The 23,529-nt window shown below is 65.6% G+C and carries 21 protein-coding genes and 1 pseudogene; 16 read left to right on the forward strand and 6 right to left on the reverse strand.

Annotated features, from left to right (window positions below; all coding sequences use genetic code 11):
• From LXM94_RS05290 to LXM94_RS05335, 10 genes and pseudogenes are all read left to right on the forward strand, one after another.
• Positions 1-173 (forward strand): annotated as a pseudogene (locus LXM94_RS05290) (acyltransferase); the annotation flags it as partial.
• Positions 174-213: 40 nt separating this feature from the next.
• Positions 214-1,347, forward strand: a complete 1,134-nt coding sequence (locus tag LXM94_RS05295) for an AAA family ATPase (RefSeq protein WP_235770114.1) — start codon at positions 214-216, stop codon at positions 1,345-1,347.
• A 61-nt stretch (positions 1,348-1,408) separates the two neighbouring features.
• Entirely contained in the window at positions 1,409-3,613 is a 2,205-nt protein-coding gene (locus LXM94_RS05300; RefSeq protein WP_235770115.1) for a primosomal protein N', read from the forward strand.
• Positions 3,614-3,706: 93 nt separating this feature from the next.
• Positions 3,707-4,099, forward strand: coding sequence for an AGROH133_08824 family phage infection protein (locus LXM94_RS05305; RefSeq protein WP_235770116.1), 393 nt, complete (start codon positions 3,707-3,709; stop codon positions 4,097-4,099).
• Between the two features lie 254 nt (positions 4,100-4,353).
• Positions 4,354-4,920, forward strand: coding sequence for a F0F1 ATP synthase subunit delta (locus LXM94_RS05310; RefSeq protein ID WP_235770117.1), 567 nt, complete (start codon positions 4,354-4,356; stop codon positions 4,918-4,920).
• Positions 4,920-6,449 carry a F0F1 ATP synthase subunit alpha gene (atpA, locus tag LXM94_RS05315; RefSeq protein WP_235770118.1) on the forward strand — a complete coding sequence of 510 codons (1,530 nt, stop codon included), beginning with the start codon at positions 4,920-4,922 and terminating at the stop codon, positions 6,447-6,449. Before LXM94_RS05310 ends, atpA begins: the two co-directional genes overlap by 1 nt.
• 28 nt (positions 6,450-6,477) lie before the next feature.
• Complete coding sequence (locus tag LXM94_RS05320; protein ID WP_235770119.1) at positions 6,478-7,356, forward strand: F0F1 ATP synthase subunit gamma; 879 nt, start codon at positions 6,478-6,480, stop codon at positions 7,354-7,356.
• Between the two features lie 26 nt (positions 7,357-7,382).
• On the forward strand, positions 7,383-9,005 hold the full coding sequence (atpD, locus tag LXM94_RS05325) for a F0F1 ATP synthase subunit beta (RefSeq protein ID WP_235770120.1): 1,623 nt from the start codon (positions 7,383-7,385) through the stop codon (positions 9,003-9,005).
• Between the two features lie 69 nt (positions 9,006-9,074).
• Complete coding sequence (locus tag LXM94_RS05330; protein ID WP_235770121.1) at positions 9,075-9,482, forward strand: F0F1 ATP synthase subunit epsilon; 408 nt, start codon at positions 9,075-9,077, stop codon at positions 9,480-9,482.
• 194 nt (positions 9,483-9,676) lie between these two features.
• Positions 9,677-11,122 carry a mannose-1-phosphate guanylyltransferase/mannose-6-phosphate isomerase gene (locus LXM94_RS05335; RefSeq protein WP_235770122.1) on the forward strand — a complete coding sequence of 482 codons (1,446 nt, stop codon included), beginning with the start codon at positions 9,677-9,679 and terminating at the stop codon, positions 11,120-11,122.
• 13 nt (positions 11,123-11,135) lie between these two features.
• Here LXM94_RS05335 and LXM94_RS05340 read toward each other — a convergent pair whose 3' ends face one another.
• From LXM94_RS05340 to LXM94_RS05350, 3 genes are all read right to left on the reverse strand, one after another.
• On the reverse strand, positions 11,136-11,939 hold the full coding sequence (locus LXM94_RS05340) for a DUF6030 family protein (protein ID WP_235770123.1): 804 nt from the start codon (positions 11,937-11,939) through the stop codon (positions 11,136-11,138).
• A gap of 72 nt (positions 11,940-12,011) precedes the next feature.
• Entirely contained in the window at positions 12,012-12,209 is a 198-nt protein-coding gene (locus LXM94_RS05345) for a hypothetical protein (RefSeq protein ID WP_235770124.1), read from the reverse strand.
• Positions 12,210-12,417: 208 nt separating this feature from the next.
• Positions 12,418-13,371: a LysR substrate-binding domain-containing protein gene (locus LXM94_RS05350; RefSeq protein ID WP_235770125.1), complete on the reverse strand. Its 954-nt coding sequence runs from the start codon at positions 13,369-13,371 to the stop codon at positions 12,418-12,420.
• A 111-nt stretch (positions 13,372-13,482) separates the two neighbouring features.
• Here LXM94_RS05350 and LXM94_RS05355 point away from each other — a divergent pair, with 111 nt between their 5' ends.
• The 6 genes from LXM94_RS05355 to LXM94_RS05380 all read left to right on the forward strand — a co-directional run bounded on the left by LXM94_RS05355 (position 13,483) and on the right by LXM94_RS05380 (position 20,402).
• The gene (locus tag LXM94_RS05355; protein ID WP_235770126.1) at positions 13,483-14,625 is read left to right on the forward strand and encodes an iron-containing alcohol dehydrogenase; all 1,143 of its coding nucleotides are present in this window, start codon (positions 13,483-13,485) and stop codon (positions 14,623-14,625) included.
• A 15-nt stretch (positions 14,626-14,640) separates the two neighbouring features.
• The gene (locus LXM94_RS05360) at positions 14,641-16,140 is read left to right on the forward strand and encodes an aldehyde dehydrogenase family protein (RefSeq protein ID WP_235770127.1); all 1,500 of its coding nucleotides are present in this window, start codon (positions 14,641-14,643) and stop codon (positions 16,138-16,140) included.
• 15 nt (positions 16,141-16,155) lie between these two features.
• Positions 16,156-17,277, forward strand: a complete 1,122-nt coding sequence (locus tag LXM94_RS05365; RefSeq protein WP_235770128.1) for a mandelate racemase/muconate lactonizing enzyme family protein — start codon at positions 16,156-16,158, stop codon at positions 17,275-17,277.
• Positions 17,278-17,408: 131 nt separating this feature from the next.
• The gene (locus tag LXM94_RS05370; protein WP_235770129.1) at positions 17,409-18,452 is read left to right on the forward strand and encodes an efflux RND transporter periplasmic adaptor subunit; all 1,044 of its coding nucleotides are present in this window, start codon (positions 17,409-17,411) and stop codon (positions 18,450-18,452) included.
• A gap of 1 nt (position 18,453) precedes the next feature.
• A complete protein-coding gene (locus LXM94_RS05375; RefSeq protein WP_235770130.1) occupies positions 18,454-19,695 on the forward strand; it encodes an ABC transporter permease in 1,242 nt (413 codons plus the stop codon).
• Positions 19,692-20,402 (forward strand): ABC transporter ATP-binding protein, encoded by a 711-nt coding sequence (locus tag LXM94_RS05380; protein ID WP_235770131.1) that lies wholly within the window; start codon positions 19,692-19,694, stop codon positions 20,400-20,402. Before LXM94_RS05375 ends, LXM94_RS05380 begins: the two co-directional genes overlap by 4 nt.
• 48 nt (positions 20,403-20,450) lie before the next feature.
• On the opposite strand, the gene LXM94_RS05385 is transcribed toward LXM94_RS05380, so the two are convergent.
• The 3 genes from LXM94_RS05385 to LXM94_RS05395 all read right to left on the reverse strand — a co-directional run bounded on the left by LXM94_RS05385 (position 20,451) and on the right by LXM94_RS05395 (position 23,519).
• Positions 20,451-22,172: an ABC transporter substrate-binding protein gene (locus tag LXM94_RS05385; protein ID WP_235770132.1), complete on the reverse strand. Its 1,722-nt coding sequence runs from the start codon at positions 22,170-22,172 to the stop codon at positions 20,451-20,453.
• A gap of 76 nt (positions 22,173-22,248) precedes the next feature.
• Positions 22,249-22,668 carry a DUF2160 domain-containing protein gene (locus LXM94_RS05390; RefSeq protein ID WP_235770133.1) on the reverse strand — a complete coding sequence of 140 codons (420 nt, stop codon included), beginning with the start codon at positions 22,666-22,668 and terminating at the stop codon, positions 22,249-22,251.
• On the reverse strand, positions 22,668-23,519 hold the full coding sequence (locus tag LXM94_RS05395; RefSeq protein WP_235770179.1) for a carbohydrate ABC transporter permease: 852 nt from the start codon (positions 23,517-23,519) through the stop codon (positions 22,668-22,670). Before LXM94_RS05395 ends, LXM94_RS05390 begins: the two co-directional genes overlap by 1 nt.
• Positions 23,520-23,529 lie beyond the last annotated feature (10 nt).

Genomic DNA, 23,529 nt, shown 5'->3' on the forward strand with positions numbered 1-23,529 from the left:
TCCTGAACAAGAAGAGCAACCGCTTCGAGTTCACCATCGGCAATCTGATCCCGCCCGAGGCGCTCGACGGTGATCCGGCGGACGTGACCCGCGCGCTGGAGCGTCACAGCGTCGTCTCGCTTGCGAGCGATGCCGATGCGGTTTTCGGCCGGCCGGCCCAGCAGTTGCCATAACACCCTTCAAAGCCGTTCGATCTTGGCTTAGGGAAGGGCGATGATCGTCCGTTCCATGTTCGCCGAAAACTACCGGTCCCTGCGGTCCATCCGCATGGATCTCGGCGCGCTCAACCTTTTCGTCGGCGAGAACGGCGCCGGGAAATCCAACCTCTACCGCGCCCTTCACCTGCTGCAGGCCGCAGCGCGCGGCACCTTCGCGCGCGAGATCGCGGAGGAGGGCGGCATGGCCTCGGCGCTGTGGAGCGGGCCGCGGCGCGCCACCGATCCGGTGCGCATCCGGCTCGAGACCGAACTCCTTGACGAGGATCGGGCAGCGACCTTCCGCTACCGCATCGAAGCCGGGCTGAAACCGCCGGCCGCGGCGGGCTTCACCTTCGAGCCGCAGGTGAAGCTGGAGGAGCTGACAGTCACGCCCGGCTCGCGGCCCGTCGTCATGATGAAGCGGGCCGGTCCGTCGATCTCGGTGCGCGGCGAAAACGGCCGGATGGAGACACATCCCGAGCAGGCGCTGCCCTCCGAAACGGCGCTGGCGCTGCTTGGCGATGCCGGGCATTTCCCCGAGGTTGGCACCTTCCGCCGCGCCGTGACGCAGTGGCGCTTTTTTCACGGCTTCCGCACCGACCGCGATTCGCCGCTGCGGGCGCCGGCGCTTGCCGTGACGGCGCCGATGCTGGACGAGGACGGTGCCAATCTCGCCGCGGTCCTCGCCACCCTTGCCTGCATCCGCGAGGATACCGTGGATATCGACCGCGCCGTGTCGGATGCCTTTCGCGGCGCATCGCTCGTCGTCGGCGATCCCGAGGCCCATGCGACATTCGGGCTGGCCTTTCCGGAATTTCCGGGCCGCCTGTTTCAGGCGCGCGAACTGTCGGACGGACAGATTCGGTTTCTCGGGCTTGCCGCCGCGCTGCTTTCCTATCGCACGCCGCCCTTCATCGCGCTCAACGAGCCCGAGGCGAGCCTGCATCCGTCCATGCTCGGTCCGCTCGCCGACATGATCGTGCAGGCGAGCGCCGCAAGCCAGATCTGGCTTGTGACGCATTCCGAGCTCCTGGCCGACGAAGTGTCGCGCCGTGCGGGCATCAGGGCGCGCCGGGTCATCCGGCGGGACGGCGCGACCTGGATCGACGGCATGCGGCTCACCGGAGAAATCGACGAGGAGGACGCATGACGGCTGCCGTCGTCTGCCTGCCGGTTTCCTTTGCCGGGCGCGCGGGGCAGGATCGGTCGCCATGACGTCCGATTCGATCGATCTCTTCGGCGTGCCGTCGGGCCCGCGCACCGTGCCCGTCATGATCCCCATGCCGGCGCCGAGGGCTTATTCCTATGCCGTGCCGGACGGCGTGGCCGTGGAACCGGGCTCCATCGTGCAGGTGCCGCTCGGGCCGCGCATGGTGGCCGGCGTCGTCTGGGACGGCGACGGCGAGGACAAGGTCGATCCGAGGAAGCTGCGGCCGATCGAGAAGGTCTTCGACTGCCCGCCGCTTTCCAGGGAGATGCGCGCCTTTCTCGACTGGGTGTCCACCTATACGCTGACGCCGCCGGGCCTGGTGGCGCGGATGGCGCTGCGGGCGCCGGCCGCCTTCGATCCCGAGCCGATGGTCGAGGGGCTGCGGTTCACCGGCGTCAGGCCGGAGCGGCTGACACCGGCGCGCGAGCGCGTGCTGGCGCTCGCATCGGACGGTTTCGCCTGGACGCGCTCCGGCCTCGCCCATGCGGCGGGCACCTCGTCTGGGGTCATCGACGGGCTGACGCGGCAGGGCAGTTTCGAGACGGTCTTCCTGCCGCCGCCGCCGGTGGTCGCCGCCCCCGATCCGGATCACGCGGCGCCGCGGCTCGAAGGCCCGCAGACGGAGGCCGCCGCCGACCTGGTGGAGGCGGTGAGATCGGGCGGCTTCGGCGTGACGCTGATCGACGGCATCACCGGATCAGGCAAGACGGAGGTCTATTTCGAGGCGATCGCCGAGACGCTGCGCGCGGGCCGGCAGGTGCTGATCCTGCTGCCCGAGATTGCGCTGACGGCGAGCTTTCTTGAGCGCTTCCAGGATCGCTTCGGCGCCAGGCCGGCCGAATGGCATTCGGACCTGGCGCCGCGCATCCGTGAAAAGGTCTGGCGCCAGGCGGCGACGGGCGACGTGCGGGTCGTGGCAGGTGCGCGCTCCGCGCTGTTCCTGCCCTTCGAGAACCTGGGCCTCATCATCGTCGACGAGGAGCACGACCCCGCCTACAAGCAGGAGGACCGTGTCTTCTACAACGCGCGCGACATGGCGGTGGTCAGGGCCCGCATCGGCGATTTTCCGGCCGTGCTCGTCTCCGCGACACCGTCGGTCGAAAGCCGGGTCAACGGCGATTCCGGCCGCTACCGCATGCTGCACCTGCCGACGCGCTTCGGCGACGCGGCGCTGCCGGATCTGCATCTCGTCGACATGCGCCGCCATCCGCCGCAGCGCGGCGGGTTCCTGTCGCCGGTCCTCCTGCGCGCCATCGGCAAGACGGTGGAGAAGAGGGAGCAGGCACTGCTCTTCCTCAACCGGCGCGGCTATGCGCCACTCACCCTCTGCCGTGTCTGCGGCCACCGGTTCCAGTGCCCCAATTGCTCGAGCTGGCTCGTCGAGCACCGTTTCCGCGGGCAGATCCAGTGCCACCACTGCGGCCATGCGGAGCGCACGCCGGACGCCTGCCCGGAATGCGGCACGCTCGACCATCTCGCCGCCTGCGGCCCCGGCGTCGAGCGCATCGCGGAAGAGGTCGAGCGGCATTTCCCGGAGGCACGCACCATCGTGCTTTCCTCCGACCTGATGGGTGTCAAGCGGCTTCGGCTGGAGCTGGAGGCCATCGCCAAGGGCGAGGCCGACATCGTCATCGGAACGCAGCTCGTCGCCAAGGGGCACAACTTTCCGCTGATGTCGCTGGTCGGCATCGTCGACGCCGATCTCGGGCTGTCGAACGGCGATCCGCGCGCGGCGGAACGCACCTTCCAGCTTTTGTCGCAGGTGACGGGACGTGCCGGCCGGTCCGGCCTGAAGAGCCACGGGCTCATCCAGACCTATCAGCCGCAGCACCCCGTGATGCAGGCGATCGTTTCGGGCGAGGCGCGCGATTTCTACGAGCGCGAGATCGGCGAGCGCGAGCGGGCGGTCCTGCCGCCCTTCGGGCGCCTTGCGTCGGTGATCGTTTCGGCCGAGAGCCGGGCGGATGCGGAAGGCCATGCACGCGGCCTCAGGCAGGCGGCTCCGCGTGCCGACGGCATCGCGATCCTCGGTCCGGCCGAGGCGCCGCTCGCGCTGGTCCGCGGCCGGCACCGTTTCCGGCTGCTCGTCCACGGCCGCCGCGGCAGCGACATGCAGGGCTATCTCAAGGCCATGCTGGCCAACGGACCGAAGGAGCGCGGCTCGATCCATGTGCAGGTGGACATCGATCCGCAGAGCTTCCTCTGACCGGCCGGCAAACAGCTGTTCAAATGCGGCGACCCGGGATTCCGGCTCTGCCGGTCCCGTGGCATAACGGTGCGGCACGCGAAAGGAGCTCGCATGTTCGAATTCTACTGGCCGACCGAAACCGGCGAACTGTCGGCCTTCGCAGCGGCGGCTGCGACCGCCGTCTTCGGTCTGATCGGCCTCTTCGCACCGCGGACGTCGCTGCGGCTCAACGGGCTCGACCTGCGCGAGGGCCGGGCGGACGGTCTCGCCGGCGCGCGCTCAACCGGCGGCTTCTATGCGGGGCTCGCCATCGCCGCGCTGCTGCTCGCGCAGGACTGGATCTATCTCGCCCTCGGCGCCGGTTTTTCGCTTGCCTGCTTTGGCCGGATTCTGTCCCTGATGTCGGACGGTTCGTTCTCCGCAAGGAGCGTCGTCTTCCTTGTCGTGCAGCTTGTCCTTGCCGTCATGCCACTGCTCCACGTGTTCGGATTTCTGGGCGGCTGAACGGGCGAATTTGAAGCCTTTCGCGAACGCGGATTCAATTTCGCCCAGATTCCGCCCCAGACGGATAGACATAAGGCGCATTCCTGACCCAGGCGTGTTGCGAGTCCAGAGTTCCTATGCTAGACGAACCGCGAAATTCAGAAAAAGCGGGCGTCAAAAGCCTGTGGGAGCTGAAGATTATCGCAACGAATTCAAAGTGTTAGGCTTACGGTTCTCCGCTAGGCAAGCGCTTTGGATGAAAATAAGAGAAGCTTGTGCCCGTGGCAGACACATCCCAGCTTGTTTCCGGTGTTGCGGAAAGATACGCGTCCTCGCTTTTCGAACTCGCGCTTGAAGCTGGCTCCGCCGACGGCGTCGGTTCCGAACTCGATGGTTTCCAGACTCTCATCGACGAAAGTGCGGATCTGAAGCGGCTCGTGACGAGCCCGGTCTTCTCCGCCGAGGACCAGGCGAAGGCCATCGCGGCCATCGCCGAAAAAGCCGGCTTCTCGATGCTGGTCTCGAACTTCCTCAAGGTGGTCGCGTCGAACCGCCGGCTCTTCGCCGTGCCGGGCATGATCCGCGCCTATCGCGTGATCGCCGCCCGCCATCGGGGAGAAGTCACGGCCGAGGTCACCTCGGCTCATGCGCTGACCGCAGCGCAGGAAACAGAATTGAAGGCGGCGCTCAAGGGCGTCACCGGCAAAGACGTGGCGGTCTCCGTCACTGTCGACCCGTCCATTCTCGGTGGTCTGATCGTCAAGGTCGGGTCCCGCCAGATCGACACCTCCCTTCGCACCAAACTCTCTACCCTTAAGCTTGCACTGAAAGAGGTCGGCTGATGGATATCCGCGCCGCGGAAATTTCCGCAATTCTCAAAGATCAGATCAAAAACTTCGGCAAAGAGGCGGAAGTCTCGGAAGTCGGCCAGGTGCTCTCCGTGGGTGACGGCATCGCCCGTGTCTATGGCCTCGACAATGTCCAGGCCGGCGAAATGGTCGAGTTTCCCGGCGGCATCCGCGGCATGGCGCTGAACCTCGAAAGCGACAATGTCGGCGTCGTTATCTTCGGTTCCGACCGCGACATCAAGGAAGGCGACACCGTCAAGCGGACCGGCGCCATCGTGGACGTTCCCGTAGGCCCGGAACTGCTCGGCCGCGTCGTCGACGCGCTCGGCAACCCGATCGACGGCAAGGGTCCGATCAACGCCAAGCAGCGTTCGCGCGTCGACGTCAAGGCGCCGGGCATCATTCCGCGCAAGTCGGTGCATGAGCCGATGTCGACAGGCCTCAAGGCCATCGACGCTCTCATCCCGGTTGGCCGCGGCCAGCGCGAGCTCGTCATCGGCGACCGCCAGACCGGCAAGACCGCCATCATTCTGGACACGATCCTGAACCAGAAGGCGATCCACGACAACGGACCGGAAGGCGACAAGCTTTACTGCGTCTACGTCGCCATCGGCCAGAAGCGTTCGACCGTCGCCCAGTTCGTCAAGGTGCTCGAAGAGCGCGGTGCGCTTCAGTATTCGATCATCGTTGCTGCAACCGCATCCGACCCGGCGCCGATGCAGTATCTCGCACCGTTTGCCGGCTGCGCGATGGGCGAATATTTCCGCGACAACGGCAAGCACGCCCTCATCGGCTACGACGACCTGTCAAAGCAGGCCGTTTCCTACCGCCAGATGTCGCTGCTGCTGCGCCGCCCGCCGGGCCGCGAAGCCTATCCGGGTGACGTGTTCTACCTGCACTCCCGCCTGCTCGAGCGTGCCGCAAAGCTCAACGACGACCAGGGCGCCGGCTCGCTGACCGCCCTGCCGGTCATCGAAACGCAGGGCAACGACGTGTCGGCCTTCATCCCGACCAATGTGATCTCGATCACCGACGGCCAGATCTTCCTTGAAACGGACCTGTTCTACCAGGGTATCCGCCCGGCCGTTAACGTCGGCCTGTCGGTATCGCGCGTGGGCTCGGCGGCGCAGATCAAGGCGATGAAGCAGGTTGCCGGCTCGATCAAGGGCGAACTCGCTCAGTATCGCGAAATGGCCGCCTTCGCGCAGTTCGGTTCGGACCTCGATGCTGCGACGCAGCGCCTCCTGAACCGCGGCGCGCGCCTGACCGAACTCCTGAAGCAGCCGCAGTTCTCGCCGCTGAAGACGGAAGAGCAGGTCGCGGTGATCTTCGCCGGCGTCAACGGCTATCTCGACAAGATCGCCGTCAACCAGGTCGGCAAGTTCGAACAGGGTCTGCTCGGCTACATGCGTTCCGAGGGCAAGGGCATCCTCGACACGATCCGCACGGAAAAGGCCATCAGCGACGACACCAAGGGCAAGCTCAAGGCTGCTCTCGATGCCTTCGCCAAGTCCTTCTCCTGACAGGGTTCCATTCTAGGACGGAAAACGGATGCCTTCACTTAAGGATCTGAAAAACCGGATCGCCTCCGTCAAGGCGACGCAGAAGATCACCAAGGCGATGAAAATGGTCGCCGCGGCGAAGCTTCGGCGTGCGCAGGAGGCGGCCGAGGCCGCCCGGCCCTATTCGCAGCGCATGAGCGCGGTTCTCGCCAACATCGCGCAGGCGGTGGGCCAGGACGACTCGGCACCGCGGCTGATGACGGGCACCGGCAAGGACGACGTGCACCTGCTCGTCGTCTGCACGGCCGAGCGCGGCCTTTGCGGCGGTTTCAACTCGCAGATCGCGCGGCTCGCCCGCGACCACACCCGCAAGCTTCTGGCGAGCGGCAAGACGGTCAAGATCATCTGCGTCGGCAAGAAGGGCTTCGATATCCTTCGCCGCGAATTCGCATCGCTGATCATCGATCGTGTCGACCTGCGCGACGTCAAGCGCATCGGCTTCGAGAACGCCGACCAGATCGGCCGCAAGGTGATCTCGCTCTTCGAGCATGGCGAATTCGACGTCTGCACCATCTTCTATTCCGAGTTCAAGTCGGTCATTTCGCAGATCCCGACCGCATTGCAGCTCGTCCCGGCCGCCGCTCCGGAGGCCGTCGGGCAGACCGGTGCGAGCGCGATCTACGACTACGAGCCCGACGCCGCGGCGATCCTCAGCGACCTTATTCCGCGCAACATCTCCGTGCAGATCTTCCGGGCGCTGCTCGAGAACGTCGCCGGCGAGATGGGCGCCAAGATGAGCGCCATGGACAACGCGACGCGCAATGCCGGTGACATGATCAACAAGCTGACGCTGAGCTACAACCGCCAGCGCCAGGCTCAGATCACCAAGGAACTCATCGAAATCATCTCGGGCGCCGAAGCGCTCTAAGGACCAGGACAAAGAGGGTAAGAATCATGGCTAAGGCAGCTACCCCGAAGGACACCGCCGCAGCGACCAAGGCGGCCACCACGACCAAGAAGGCAGCGCCGGCCAAGGCCGCTGCTGCTCCGGCGAAGGCCGCAACGACCACCAAGGCGGCCGCAAGCAAGACGGCGGCCAAGGCACCGGCAGCTGCAGCCAAGGCCGCGACGACAGCAAAGCCGGCCGTGACGGCGAAGGGCGCCATCGGCCGCGTGACCCAGGTCATCGGCGCCGTCGTGGACGTGGCCTTCGACGAAGGCAGCCTGCCGCTGATCCTCAATGCGCTCGAAACCGAGAACCTCGGCAACCGGCTCGTCCTGGAAGTGGCGCAGCATCTCGGCGAAAACGAAGTGCGCACCATCGCGATGGACTCGACCGAAGGTCTGGTTCGCGGCCAGCAGGTTGTCGACACCGGCGCTCCGATCACCGTTCCGGTCGGCGACGAGACGCTCGGCCGCATCATGAACGTCATCGGCGAGCCCGTCGACGAAGCCGGTCCGCTGGTTACCTCCGGCATGCGCGCCATCCACCAGGAGGCGCCGGCCTATGTCGAGCAGTCGACGGAAGCGCAGATCCTCGTCACCGGCATCAAGGTCGTCGACCTGCTCGCGCCTTACGCAAAGGGCGGCAAGATCGGCCTGTTCGGCGGCGCCGGCGTCGGCAAGACCGTTCTCATCATGGAACTGATCAACAACGTCGCCAAGGCGCACGGCGGTTACTCGGTGTTCGCGGGCGTCGGTGAACGCACCCGCGAAGGCAACGACCTCTACCATGAAATGATCGAATCCGGCGTGAACAAGCACGGCGGCGGCGAAGGCTCCAAGGCGGCCCTCGTCTATGGCCAGATGAACGAACCGCCGGGCGCCCGCGCCCGCGTCGCGCTCACCGGTCTGACGATCGCCGAGGACTTCCGCGACAAGGGCCAGGACGTTCTGTTCTTCGTCGACAACATCTTCCGCTTCACGCAGGCGGGCTCCGAAGTGTCGGCTCTGCTCGGCCGCATCCCGTCGGCCGTGGGCTACCAGCCGACGCTCGCCACCGACATGGGCCAGATGCAGGAGCGCATCACGACGACGACCAAGGGCTCGATCACCTCGGTTCAGGCGATCTACGTTCCGGCCGACGACTTGACCGACCCGGCGCCGGCAACCTCGTTCGCCCACCTCGACGCGACGACCGTTCTGTCGCGCTCGATCGCCGAAAAGGGCATCTATCCGGCCGTCGACCCGCTCGACTCCACCTCGCGCATGCTCGACCCGATGGTTGTCGGCGAGGAGCACTACGAGGTCGCCCGCAAGGTGCAGACGACCCTGCAGCGCTACAAGGCTCTCCAGGACATCATCGCCATCCTCGGCATGGACGAGCTCTCCGAAGACGACAAGCTGGCCGTTGCCCGTGCCCGCAAGATCGAGCGCTTCCTGTCCCAGCCGTTCTTCGTTGCCGAAGTCTTCACCGGTTCGCCGGGCAAGCTCGTGGCACTTGAAGACACGATCAAGGGCTTCAAGGGCCTCGTCAACGGCGAATACGACCATCTGCCGGAAGCCGCCTTCTATATGGTCGGTTCCATCGACGAAGCCGTCGAGAAGGCGAAGAAGCTCGCTGCCGAAGCCGCTTGATCGGAGGAACGGGCGTCCTTTCGAGGGTGCCCTCTCCTGACCCGACGAAAACAGAAGAAGTGATTGGTCATGGCCGACAGTTTCAACTTTGAACTCGTGTCTCCGGAGCGTCTGCTGGTTTCCGGCAGCGTGACCGAGGTGGTGCTTCCGGCAACGGAAGGCGAGATGACCGTCATGGCCAACCACGCGCCGACGATGACGACGATCAAGCCGGGCGTGGTGAAGGTCAGGTTCGCCGACGGCAAGACCGACAGTTTTGTCGTGTTCGGCGGTTTCGCGGATATTCTGCCGAAGGGATGCACGCTGCTTGCCGAGTCCGCCGTCCACGTCGATGCCTTCGACGCCGCGCTAATCAGCAAGCGGATCGATGCCGCGAAGGCGGAGCTTGCCGGCGCAACGTCGGACGATCACAGATTTACGCTCGAAACCTATATGGCGCAGCTCACCACGCTGCACGGCGCGATCCTGCCGGCCTGACCGGTTTTCCCAAGGGCAAGACTTTTCAGAACCCCGCTCCGGCGCGGTTTCTGTTGCTGTTAAGCACCTTTGCTGAAGCGTCGCGCAGCGATCGGTTTGTGCTTTTCCTCACGCGCAATTGCTGCTTCTATCCGCCGGGCCGGACGAGACTGGACGATTCCGGCACAGGCTCTATCTGAAACGGGATGGATTTCGTGGGCGAGCGCATAGTACCGGTCATCATGGCGGGCGGCAAAGGCACGCGGCTCTGGCCCCTGTCCCGCGCGGCAGCGCCCAAGCAGTTCCTGGAGTTCCTCGGCGAGGCGACGCTTTTCCAGAAAACCCTGCAGCGCGTGTCGGCCACAGAACTCTACGAACCGCCGATCGTCGTGACGAACGCGGATTTCCGCTTCATGGTGGCGGAGCAGGCGCGTACCGCGGGCGTTGCGCTCTCTTCGATCCTGCTCGAGCCCGTCGCACGCAACACCGCCCCGGCTCTGGCTGCGGCAGCGACGCTCGTCGCCCGGCGTTTCGGCGAGGGCGCCATCATGCAGGTGCTCGCCTCCGACCACGAGATCAAGGCCGACCGGGTCTATTTCGACTGCGTCGAGAAGGCGCGCCGCGCCGCGGCTGCCGGACGGCTCGTCACCTTCGGCATCACCCCGACGGAACCCGCGACGGGATACGGTTATATCGAACTCGGCGAGGCGCTTGGCGACGGCGTGCATGCCGTCAAGCGGTTTGTCGAGAAGCCGGATCAGGCGCGGGCCGAGGAACTGCTGGCCGCCGGCAACTATCTCTGGAATTCCGGTCTCTTCATGTTGCCGGTCGCCGTTTTCCTGCGGGAGTTGCGCCAGTATGCGCCGGAGGTGCTGGAATCGGCGGTCGCCGCGATCGACAACCTGAAGGGCGACCTGGATTTCGAGCGCCTTGACGCGGAGAGTTTTGCCGCCGCGCCGAACATTTCGATCGATTACGCGATTTTTGAAAAGACGCCGATCGCTGCGGTGGTTCCGTCGCCCTTCGCCTGGTCCGACCTTGGAAGCTGGGACTCGGTCTGGAAACAGGGGGACCGGGACGACAAGGGCAATGTCACCGACGGCAAGGTGACGCTTATCGGTACGGAAAACTCGCTCGTGTTGTCGAAGCACATCCATGTCGCGGTCCAGGGCCTCGCCGACCTGGCCGTCATCGCCAGCGAGGACGCCGTCTATGTCGGACGGATCGAGGACAGCCAGGATGTCGGCAGACTGGTGAAGCAACTCGCCGCCGAGAAGTCGACGGTGCATCTCACCGAGACCCACAGGACGTCCTATCGTCCCTGGGGTGGCTTCACATCCATGCTGGAGGGCGAACGCTTCCAAGTGAAGCGCCTGTTCGTCACGCCGGGCAAGCGGCTGTCGCTGCAGCGCCATCACCATCGTTCGGAGCATTGGGTGGTGGTCCGCGGCACGGCGGAGGTGACGATCGGCGAGCGCACGATGCCGGTGCGGGAGAACGAATCCGTTTACATTCCGCAGGGCGAGATTCATCGCCTCGCCAATCCCGGCAAGATCACGCTGGAGCTCATCGAGGTGCAGACGGGATCCTATCTCGGAGAGGACGACATCATCCGCCTGGAGGACGAGTTCGGCCGGGAGTCCGAAGTGCCGCAGGCATAGGTGGCATCCGGGCTCAGAAGGGACCGCGAAGCTCTTCGGGAAGCGGCAGCCAGAGGCTCCGGTTGAAATAGTCCGGGATATAGGTGTTCTTCGGGCGCGTCCGATCGGGCGTGATCAGGAAATTGTAGCGCGGCGTCTCGCTGAATTCCCTCTTGAGCTGGATCCGGTTGCCGAAGCGGATGATGTCGAACTCAGTCAGGGACTCGATATTCGCCAGGATGTCCGGTGCCTCCTCCCAGCGCACCTCGTCCAGAAAGGTGCGGATGGCGGCAAGCACGGCGCCCGTCATGTCCGGCAACGTATTGCGGTTTTCGACATTGAGCTTGATGCGGAACGACGTGATCCGCGTCTCCTGGTTGCCGCGGATCGCCAGATAGGCCGACGTGGGCGCCCGCGTTCCTTCCCGGTCGGTGGGAAACTCGCGATAGGAAGAGCATTCCCAGCTGCCTGCCGCAAAGCCGCCCTCGCGCCAGCCCGAGCTGGCAAAGCCGGTGCGCCGCAAGGCTTCGCAAAGATCCTTCGGATCGCGACGGATCGCGCGCTTGAATTTCGTTTCCATCGGCACGATGCGCGAGATCAGCCGATCGGGGATCGCGACCTTCGGTCGCGGGATGCGATTGCCGCGCAGTTCATACGGCCGCAGTTCCCGATCGTCGCCGGACGTGGAAATCGGATCGAAGCCGGTGCGCACCAGAAGATGATTGAGATTGCGGTAATCGTTTGCGAGCAGAAAGGTCGCCAGGATGGCCAGGACAAGACAGGCCGAAAGCGCGATGAAGAAGCCTTTGCCGGATCTTGCGCTGGTGCCGTCCGTCATGTCCCGTCGAAGATCCTGGTGCCGGGCGTGGCCGCTGGAAGCGCCGGAAACTCCACGCGCCGACCGGCATTGTCAATTGCTCCGGCGTTCCTGATAAGCCACGAGCAGGACGGCTGCAAGCGCCAGTGGCCAGGTCAGGCTGAGCGCCAGACCCTTCAGCCGACCGGCGTCCCAGGCTCCTGTCGGTCCGCCGCCCTCCTCAAGTGTTCGGTGGAGGAAGAGAAGCATCACAAAGGCATAAAGTGAAAGACTGAATGAAAGCAGAGTCATCGGTTGCGATCGTAGCTGTACCGGAGCTGCCGCGGCCCCTCTTCGGAAGCTGTCCCGTGCGGCAGGATGCCGATTGTCCCCATTGCGCGGCAGTTTTGCAAGTTTCGAGTGAAATGCAAAGGAAAACATTCCCCAACAACTCAGGAAATGTCGGTCGGCGCGACCGGCCTGTGGCCGCCGACTGACAATGTTCCGGGACATGCTGCGTTCATTGAACCGGCGCGTCCGGGGAAGGGCCATCATCCTCTGGGGATGCGGCCGCGCCCTGAGCGGCAAGCAGGCTCAGGTGAAGCCGGGTTGCGGTGGCGGAGGCGGTCCGGAAACGCGGCAGACCGAGATAGTAACCGTAACCGGTCGCTAGGCTCGCCCCGCCGAGGCGCAGGAGCGATCCGGCGGCGAGATGGCGCTCCAGCAGCCCGAGGCTGCCGAGCGCGACACCGTCGCCCCGCAGGGCCGCGTCGATCGCCATTCCATAGTTCGAGAACGTGAAACGCGGCCTGACGCGCGACGGCGGATCGTTCGGCGCAACTCTGGAAAACCACTGGCGGAACGAAATCCAGTTGGCATTGAAGCGGTCGTAGTCGATGAGGTCCAGGCTTCGCAGCAGCGCAAGATCGACCGTCTGCGGATCGATGCCGGCGGCTGCGACATAACCGGGCGCCGCGACGGGGGCGAGCTCTTCCATCATCAGCGGGCTGAGATGCCAGCGCGGATGCTCGCCCGTCGTGTAGAGGATGACGAGGTCGTTGTTCTCGGACGCGAGATCGACCGGGCTGTCGGAGGTGATCAGACGGATGGCGGCGCCGGGATTGGCGTCGATGAAGGTCCGCAGCCGCGGTCCGAGCCAGAGATGGGAGACGGAGCCGCTCGCCGCGATGGTGATCGGCTGTTCGCCGCCGGTATGGAAGGGTTCGAGGCTTTCCTCCAGGTAGTCGAGTGAGGAGCGGACGCGCTGGAACAGCCGTTCACCCTGCGGGGTGAGTCGCAGATTCTTGCCCGCCCTCTCGAAAAGCCGGGCGCCGAGATGGTCTTCCAGCCCCCGGATGCGATGGCTGACGGCTGCCTGGGTGATCTGCAATTCCCGCCCGGCACGGGAGAAGTTCATGTGGCGGCAGGCCGCATCGAAGACGCGAAAGCACTCCAGGGGGATCCGGTCCAGCATTTCCTGCCTTTATAAGTTCAAATAATCAAAATAGCCGAAAATCGGATGGATTTGAAAATATCAGATTGTGATGCAGGGTAAAGCGTCGGTCGTCTTCCCCGGAGCGCTCCCTTGCATTTCACCACGCAGGCAATTCCCGAAATTCGGTTCGGCGCGGATGTCCATCGCCAGATCGGCGAGGCGGCGCGCAGCATGGGCGCCGCGGCCGCTCTCGTCGTCGCCGATGCGTTCCTCGCTCAAAGCGGCCTTGCCGATCGCGTGAAGAAGCAGCTCGTCGATGCGGGCGTTGCAACCGCGGTCTTTTCCGGCTTTTCCGGCGAGCCGAAGCTGCAGCACCTGCGCGCGGCGGTTGCAGCGGCCGAGGGCGCCGATCTCGTTGTGGGAATCGGTGGCGGTTCGGCGCTCGACATTGCCAAGATCACGGCCTGTTGTGCCGCCTCCGGCGAGGACCCGATGCACTATGCGCTCGCCGCCAACCCGTTGCCGAAGAACCCGCTTGCCAAGATTATGGTGCCGACCACGGCGGGCACCGGGTCCGAGACCTCCGCGACGAACATCTTCGCCGGACCGGAGGGCAGGAAGCTCTGGATCTGGGGCGTCGAGACCAAGGCGGATCTCGTGCTGCTCGATCCAGCCCTGACGACGAGCCTGCCGGCGAATCTTACCGCCTGGTGCGGCCTCGATGCCTTCGTGCACGCCTTCGAGGCGGCCACCAACAGGAATGCGCATACCGGCGCAAAGCTCTTCGCACACGAGGCGTTGCGGTTGATCGCGAGGGCGCTCGAACCGGCCGTGCAGAGCCCGGAGGATCTGGCTGCCCGCGGACGCATGTTGCTCGGCTCCTGTTACGCCGGCGTCGCCATCGACAATTGCGGAACGGCGATCGCGCACACCATCAGCCATGCGCTGGCGGGTCTTGCCCCCGTGCACCACGGCCTTGCGACCGCCCTTGCCTTCGAGGTGACGCTGGCCTGGCTGGTCGAGGCGGACACCGTGGACCTGAATGACGCGGCCGGAGCCTGCGGGCTCGCCTCGGCGCGCGACCTCCCGGCCTTCGTCTCCGGACTGATGGATCGTGCCGGGCTCGTGCGGGCGTTGCCTGCCGCCTTTGCGGCCTTTGCGGCAGACGACCTTGCCCGCGAGATGCGGGCTCCGGAAAACCAGCCGATGCGCCGATCCACCATCCGCGACCTGTCGGACGCAGACATCGACCGCGTCGCCGCCGCGATGATGGCGCTGCCGAAGACGCTTTGAACCGGAGGACACCGCATGGGCACGCAATATACACGGACCTATTGGGAAGCGCTGCTCGCCTCGCTTCGTCTCGAGGGGCGCCACTTCATCGACGGCGCGCACCGGCCGTCCCGGTCCGGCCTGACCATCACGCGGCCGCGGCCGATGGACGGTGCTGCGGGGCCGGTTCTGGCGCGCGGCGATGCGGCGGATGTCGATGCCGCAGTGGCCGCAGCACGCGCGGCCTTCGCGAGCGGCGTCTGGCGCCACAAGGAGCCGGGCGACAAGAAGAAGATCATGCTCGAATGGGCGGGTCTCATCCGTGCTCACGGCGAGGAGCTCGCCATGCTGGAGACGATCGATGTCGGCAAGCCGGTGACGGCGTCGCTGAATGTCGACGTCCGGCTCTGCGCCGACGGCATCCAGTATTACGGCGAGATGGTCGACAAGATGTATGACGAGATCGCGCCGACGGGTCCGAAGGCCCGCGCGCTCGTCCGCAAGGTGCCGCTCGGCGTCGTCGGGGCGATCACCCCGTGGAATTATCCGATGATCATCGACGCCTGGAAGCTCGGCCCGGCGATCGCCGCCGGAAATTCGGTTGTGCTCAAGCCGGCGGAACAGTCCTCGCTGACGGCGATCCGGCTTGCGGAACTGGCCGTCGAAGCCGGCCTTCCGGCCGGCGTCTTCAACGTCGTCACCGGCTACGGCGAGGAGACCGGCAAGCCGCTGGCGCTTCACATGGACGTCGACATGATCGCCTTCACGGGCTCGACCGAGGTCGGCAAGCTGATCATGGGCTATGCGGCGCAGTCGAACGTCAAGCGCGTGGCGCTGGAACTCGGCGGCAAGTCGCCGCTCGTCGTCTTCGAGGATGCCGATCTCGACGCCGCTGCTTCCGCCGCCGCCTGGGGCTGCTTCTACAATTCCGGTGAAACCTGCCACGCGTCGACGCGGCTGATCGTGCAGCGCTCCGTGCAGGAGGCGCTCGTCAGCAAGATCGAGGCGGTGGCCAAGAACGACATCGTGCTCGCGCATCCGCTCGACCCGTCGGCGCAGATCGGGGCGCTCATCGAAGAGACGCATATGGAAAAAGTACTCTCGATGATTGCGGCGGGCGAGCAGGAGGGCGCGCGACGGGCCTTCGGGGCGGAGCGCGTGCTGGCGGAAACGGGCGGCTGCTATATTTCGCCGGGTGTCTTCATCGACATGACCAACGACATGAGCCTGGCGCGGCAGGAAATCTTCGGTCCCGTGCTTGCCGCCATTCCGTTCGACACCGAGGAGGAAGCGCTGACGATCGTCAATGACACGGTCTACGGTCTCGCCGGCGCAGTTTTCACGAAGGACATGGACCGGGCGCACCGCTTCTCGGAAGCGATCCATGCCGGCACGGTCTGGATCAACACCTATGACATGGCGACCTTCGCGACGCCGTTCGGCGGCTTCAAGCAGTCCGGTTTCGGGCGCGACCGGTCGGTGCATGCGATCGACAAATATTGCGACTACAAGACCATCTGGCAGCAGTTCGGCTGAGGAGGAGCGTAGCCCGTGTCCAAGATCGTTTCCATCGAGATCACCCACCACCGCCTGCCGCTGGATCCGCCGTTCAAGGCGAGCTGGGACGGCCGTCCACGCAAGCAGTTCGAAGCGACCATCGTCCGCGTGACCGACGACGGAGGCCGCGTGGGCATTGGATCGGGCGACCTGATGAAGGGGTTCGAGGGGCACGAGGACCTGTTCGTCGGCCATGATCCGCGTCATCTGGAGCGGCATTACGAGGTTCTCTCGCACATCAATTTCCACTACGGCCGCTGCTGGCCGCTCGACCTGGCGCTGTGGGATCTCGCCGGCAAGGTCACCGGCGAGCCGGTCTGGCGCATGCTCGGCGGGCGCTCCGACCGCGTCCGGCTCTATGCGTCTTCCGGCGTGCTGCGCGACCCCGCAGCCATGGCGGACCAGGCGGAGCGCTATCTCGCAGAAGGCTTCCCGGCGATGAAGGTGCGCTTCTCGTCGAGCGCCGGCGGCCGCGGCGGCTGGCGCGACGACGTGAAGGCGCTGGAGGCGATCCGCGCGCGTGTCGGCGACCGGCTGGACCTCATGGTCGACTGCAACCAGGGCTGGCGAATGCCCTGGGACACGACGCTGCCCTGGACCTTCAAGGACGCCTTGACGGTTGCCAGAGAGCTGGAGCGGCTCGGCGTCTACTGGATGGAGGAACCGCTGTTCCGCTCCGACCGCGAGGGCATGAAGGCGCTGAAGGAAGCGACATCCGTCCGGATCGCCGGCGGCGAGATGACGCGCGAGCTCTCCGAGTTCCGCGACATCATCGAAGAGCGCGCCTTCGACGTGATCCAGCCGGACGTGGCGCTGGTCGGCGGAATCACCGGCTGCCGCCGCCTCGTCTACCAGGCGCGCGAGGCCGGCGTGACCTTCACGCCGCATTCATGGACCAATGGCATCGGTGTCCTGGCCAATGCCCACCTGACGGCAGGCGCCGGCGACGCACCCTTCCTGGAGTACCCCTATGACAATCCGGAGTGGAGCGAGGCGCGGCGCGACTATCCGATGGCGACGCCGCTGAGGCACAACAAGGGCTGGCTGGAGCTCGGCGACGCCCCCGGTCTCGGCGTGGTGCTCGACGAGGAGCGGCTGACGGCGACGAGGCTTTAGACGAACCGACACCGCCCCGGCCTCGTGGGCGGTGTCGGCCGCCGGTGCCCGCGTGCGACGGTGCCGGTCTCCCTGATCCCGATCAAAGTCCCGCTCGGCCGCGACGGTATGATCTCGCCACGAACTGGTCTATGACGTCGGCAACGACGAGACGGAGGTCAAAGGTGAGAACCAAGCGTCTGCTCTATGCCGTTGCCATCCTTGCTGCCGCCGGTGCGGCCGGCTGGCTCTATCTGAGGCGTCCGACGCCCGTCGACGTGGCGACGCCGTTTCGCGGCGACGCGGCGGAAATCGTCTATGCGAGCGGCACGGTCGAGCCGCTGACCTGGGCCAAGGTCGCGCCCCTCATTCGCGAGCGAATCGTCGAGCAATGCGATTGCGAGGCAGAGCGCGTCAAGAAGGGCGACGTGCTGGCACGGCTCGACGACAGCCAGGCGCGTGCGACGCTTGCCGAACTGCAGGCGCGTCTCTCGCTGGCGCAAGAGGAGTTGCGCCGCTCCAATGTCCTCGCCGAGCGGAACACCGCGTCCCGGCAAGCGGTCGACCGGGCGCAAAGCGAGGTCATTCAACTGGAAGCCCTGGTGGCCGGGCAGATTGCCAGGCTCGAAGGCTATGTGCTGAGGGCGCCGATCAACGGCGTCGTTCTTCGCCAGGACGGCGAGGTCGGCGAGGTGGCGGACCCGGGAACGGTCCTTCTGTGGGTTGGAGACCGCTCGCCGCTGATCGTCATCGCCGATGTCAACGAAGAGGACATTCCAAGGGTCGAGGTCGGTCAGAAAGCCCTGATCAAGTCGGATGCCTTTCCCGACCGGCCCCTCGACGCCACCGTCGATTCGATCACGCCGAAGGGCGATCCCGTCACGAAGACCTATCGCGTGCGCCTCCGCCTGCCCGCGGAGACACCCTTGCTGATCGGCATGTCCACCGACGTCAACATCATCATCCGGGTCGTCGGGGACGCGCTGCTGGTCCCGCCGGGCGTCCTGAAGGGCAATACGCTCTTCGAGGTCGACGGGGACCGGGCGCGGGAGCGGACCATCACGGGCGGTATCCGCGGCGCGACGGGGGTGGAGGTTCTTGATGGCCTTGGTGAGTCCGCGCGGGTGATCTCGCCCTATCCGACCGACCTCGTCGACGGCGATCGGGTTCGCGTCCGGCAGGTCGAGGAACGCTGACATGCGGCTGATCCTCGACATCGCCGTCACCCATATCGCCGGGCGCGGGCGTCAGACGCTCGTCGCCGTCCTCGGCGTCGCCGTCGGGGTCGGCTTCTCGATCGCCATGGCGGCGCTGATGCAGGGCGGGCAGGACGATTTCGTCGAGCAGCTGGTCAACACGATGCCGCATGTCGAGGTGACCGACGAACACCGTGCGGCGGAGCGCCAGCCGGCCGAGGATGTCTTCGCGGCATCCGAGATCTTCGGCTTGCGGCCACGCGAGGATCGCCGGGGGATCATCAATCCCACCGAGGCGACGGCCTGGCTCGAGGCATGGATCCCGGGACGCCTGGCGCCGTCGCTGCGCACGCAGGGTGTCATCCGCTATGCGGGGCGCGAAGTCGGGGCTTCGGTGATCGGGGTGGAGCCATCCGCCGAACGGGCGGTGTCGCCCATCGTCGGCGATTTCGTATCCGGCAGCTTCGAGGTGCTGTCGGCGGGCGGCAACAATGTGGTCATCGGCGACACGATGGCGGACCGGCTCGGCGCCGGCATGGGTGACACGATCAGCGCGGTATCGTCCGAGGGGATCACGAAAGCCTTTCGCATCGCCGGCCTGTTCCACACCGGCACCACGGCACGGGACGAGGGCGAGGCCTATGTGCTGCTGAAGAATGCGCAGATCCTCAGCGTGCGGCCCAATGCGATCAACGAAATCCGCATCAAGCTCGACGATCCCGATGCCGCGCCCGGCGTCGCCCGGCGCGCGGAGGCGGAACTCGGCTACAAGGCCCTGGCCTGGCAGGAGGCGAACGAGTCGATCCTCGAGGCGCTCGTGGTGCGCAACGTCATCATGTACACCGTGGTGGCCGCAATCATGCTGGTGGCAGGTTTCGGCATCTTCAACATCATCTCGACGATCACCCATGAAAAGGTGCGCGACATCGCCATCATGAAGTCACTGGGTTTTGCCGAGAAGGACGTGACCCGGATGTTCCTGCTGGAAGGTCTGGCGATCGGCGCCGCGGGTTCGGCGCTCGGCTGGCTCCTGGGGCTGTCACTGGTCTATGCGCTGTCGCTCGTCCGTTTCGAGCTCGCCGCGACCGGCCAGGAGATGACGCGTCTGCCGATGGCCTGGAGTCTGCTGCACTACGGGATCGCGGCCGGCTTCGCGCTGGGCTCGTCCGCCGTCGCCGGTTACCTGCCGGCACGGCGCGCGGCGCGCCTCAATCCGGTCGACATCATCCGGGGCGCCACATGAGCGCGCTGATCGAAGCACGCAACGTGACCCGCATCCTGCAGGAGACGGTGCCGGTGACGCTCGTCAAGGACGTCTCGCTGACGATCGGCGAAAGGGAATTCATCGCCATCACCGGCCCGTCCGGGTCCGGAAAGTCGTCGCTGCTCTACCTTCTCGGTCTTCTCGACAGGCCGACCGCGGGCGAGATCCTCGTCGGGGGCCGCGACACGATGCAGATGGAAGAGGAGGAGAGGGCCGAGACGCGCCTCGCGATGATCGGCTTCGTGTTCCAGTTCCATTTCCTGCTGCCGGAGTTCACCGCGCGGCAGAATGTCGAAATCCCGATGCGCAAGCTCGGGCGGCTGTCGCGGCACGCGATGCGGGAGCGGGCGGGCGAACTGCTGGGCGCGCTCGGGCTCGGGGATCATCTCGACAAGCGGCCGGACCAGCTCTCGGGTGGCCAGAGGCAGCGCGTCGCGGTCGCGCGGTCGCTGGCGAACGACCCGCCGCTCGTTCTCGCAGACGAGCCGACGGGCAGCCTCGACAGCAAGAATTCCGAGCAGGTCTTCCAGATCCTGGCCGACCTGGTGGAGGTGCGCGGCAAGACGGTCGTCGCGGTGACGCACGATCTCGACATGGCGGGCCGCATGAGCCGCCGCATCCATCTGGTGGACGGCCGTGTCGCGGAGCCGCCCTCCGGAGAACAGAAAACGCCGCCCGGGACATGACCCCGGGCGGCGCGGATTTATTCGCGCGTGTCGCGCGCGACCAGGGGCTTATTCCTGCCAGCTCTTGACCAGTTCGTCATAGTTGACGGTGACCGGCTGTTCCTTCTCGTTCTCGACCTTGAGCTGCGGAGCGAGGTTGCCGGCCTTGACGGCTTCCGCGTTCCAATATGCGAGGTCGTGCTCTTCGGCGAGCTTCGGGCCGATGTCGCCCTGGATGCCGGCGCGCTCGAGGCGCTCCATCACCTGTTCCTGCTCGGCGCACAGCGAGTCCATGGCTTCCTGCGCCGTCTTCGCACCCGAGGATGCGTCGCCGATCGCCTGCCACCACAGCTGGGCCAGCTTCGGATAGTCCGGAACGTTCGTGCCGGTCGGCGACCACTGGACGCGGGCCGGCGAACGGTAGAACTCGATCAGGCCGCCGAGCTTCGGAGCGCGCTCCGTGAAGCTGTCATGCCGGATCGACGATTCGCGGATCAGCGTCAGGCCGACATGGCTCTTCTTGACGTCGATCGTCTTAGAGACGACGAACTGCGCATAGAGCCAGGCGGCCTTGGCGCGGTCGTCCGGCGTGGACTTCAGCAGCGTCCAGGAGCCCACGTCCTGATAACCGAGCTTCATGCCGTCCTTCCAGTAGACCCCATGCGGGCTCGGAGCGAAACGCCACTTCGGCGTGCCGTCCTCGTTCACCACCGGCAGGCCATCCTTGACGAGGTCCGCGGTGAACGCCGTGTACATGAACATCTGCTGGGCGATCTCGCCCTGCGACGGGACGGGACCGGATTCCGAGAAGGTCATGCCCTGGGCGGCGGCCGGCGCATAGGCCTTCAGCCAGTCGAGGTATTTCTGGATGGCGTAGACCGAGGCCGGGCCGTTGGTGTCGCCGCCGCGCGCGACGCACGAGCCGACCGGACGGGAATCCGCGTCGACCTTGATACCCCATTCGTCGACCGGCAGGCCGTTCGGCAGGCCCTTGTCGCCGTTGCCGGCCATCGAGAGCCAGGCGTCGGTGAAGCGCCAGCCGAGCGACGGGTCCTTCTTGCCGTAGTCCATGTGGCCGTAGACCTTCTTGCCGTCCACGTCGCGGCCGGTGAAGAACTCGGCGATGTCCTCATAGGCCGACCAGTTGACCGGAACGCCGAGGTCGTAACCGTACTTCGCCTTGAAGTCCGCCTTGTTCTTCTCGTCGTTGAACCAGTCGTAGCGGAACCAGTAGAGGTTGGCGAACTGCTGGTCGGGCAGCTGGTAGAGGTCGCCGTCGGGAGCGGTGGTGAACTTCAGGCCGATGAAGTCCTCGAGGTCGAGGCCCGGATTGGTGACGTCCTTGCCTTCATTTGCCATCCAGTCGGTCAGCGAGCGGGCCTGCTGGTAGCGCCAGTGGGTGCCGATCAGGTCCGAATCGTTGACATAGGCGTCATAGACATTTTCGCCCGACTGCATCTGCGTCTGCAGCTTTTCGACGACGTCGCCCTCGCCGATCAGGTCGTGGGTGACCTTGATGCCCGTGATCGCCGTGAAGGCCGGCGCGAGAACCTTCGATTCGTATTCATGCGTGGTGATCGTCTCGGATACAACCTTGATCTCCATGCCTGCGAAGGGCTTCGCAGCATCGACGAACCACTGCATTTCGGCTTCCTGGGCAGCGCGGTCGAGCGTCGACATGTCGCCGATTTCCGCATCCAGGAATGTCTTGGCGGCATCCATGTCCGCGAACGCGGTGCCGGTAAACGCCAGCAGCACGGCTGCCGTCGTCGTCAGAAGATGCTTTCGCATAATAATCCTCCCTTGGGGTTAGCGATTGCATGTATGAAGGACCCCATCTCCCCGAGGCCCCCCAATTCGATTTGCCTTACACGTAGCGGAATACGCCGATGGCGTAGACCACGGACAAGGCAAGAGCCCACCACAGGCCGGAGCCGACGAGCCCCAGCCATGCGAGATGAATGAATGCGGAACCGAGCAGCGACACGAAGAGCCGGTCGCCGCGGGTCGTTTCGAAGCGCAGGATGCCGACGCGCGGGCTGCCGCCGGGCCGCGCATATTCCCAGACGGCCATCAGCGCGAGCAAGGCGAAGATCGTCAGGAAGAACATGGCGCTCGGGAAGGACCAGGCCATCCAGCCGCCGGGGACGAGCGCGGCGAACCAGTCGCGCTCGCCGTCCTTGACGGGCAGCGCCATGACGAGCAGTCCTGCCGCGGCGGCATAGGTGGCGAGAACGGCGGCAAGCGCGATCGGCCAGCGGGTGTTGCGATTGGCGACGGCGGTCATCAAACCCTCCCCAGGGCGAAGCCCTTGGCGATGTAGTTGCGGACGAAGTAGATCACGAGCGCGCCCGGGATGATGGTGAGCACGCCGGCGGCGGCGAGCACGCCCCAGTCCATGCCGGAGGCCGAGACCGTGCGTGTCATGGTGGCGGCGATCGGCTTGGCGTCCGTCGTCGTCAGCGTGCGGGCGATCAGCAGTTCGACCCAGGAGAACATGAAGCAGAAGAAGGCGGCGACGCCGATGCCGGACGCGATCAGCGGCACGAAGATCTTCGCGAAGAACTTGGGGAACGAGTAGCCGTCGATATAGGCCGTCTCGTCGATTTCCTTCGGCACGCCCGACATGAAGCCTTCCAGGATCCAGACCGCCAGCGGCACGTTGAACAGGCAGTGGGCGATGGCCACCGCAATATGCGTGTCGATCAGGCCGAAGGCCGAATAGAGCTGGAAGAAGGGCAGCGCGAAGACGGCCGGCGGCGCCATCCGGTTCGTCAGCAGCCAGAAGAACAGATGCTTGTCGCCGAGGAAGCGGTAGCGCGAGAAGGCATAGGCCGCCGGCAGCGCAACGGAGACCGAGATGATCGTGTTCAGCACGACATACAGGATCGAGTTGATGTAGCCGGAATACCAGGCCGGGTCGGTGAAGATGACGATGTAGTTCCGAAGCGTCGGGCTGGTCGGCCAGAGCGAGAAGGCGCCGGTGATCTCCTGGTTCGTCTTGAAGCTCATGTTGACGAGCCAGTAGATCGGCAGCATCAGGAACAGGATGTAGAGCGTCGGGACGAGCCAGGAGAGGCTGCGGCTCTTCGGCCTTGCGACGGAACGCGTCGCCGCAGGGGCGCTGCTCGATGCCATCGTGGTGGCG

Origin of the sequence: Rhizobium alarense (genome assembly GCF_021555155.1) — a bacterium.
Taxonomy (GTDB): domain Bacteria; phylum Pseudomonadota; class Alphaproteobacteria; order Rhizobiales; family Rhizobiaceae; genus Rhizobium_D; species Rhizobium_D alarense.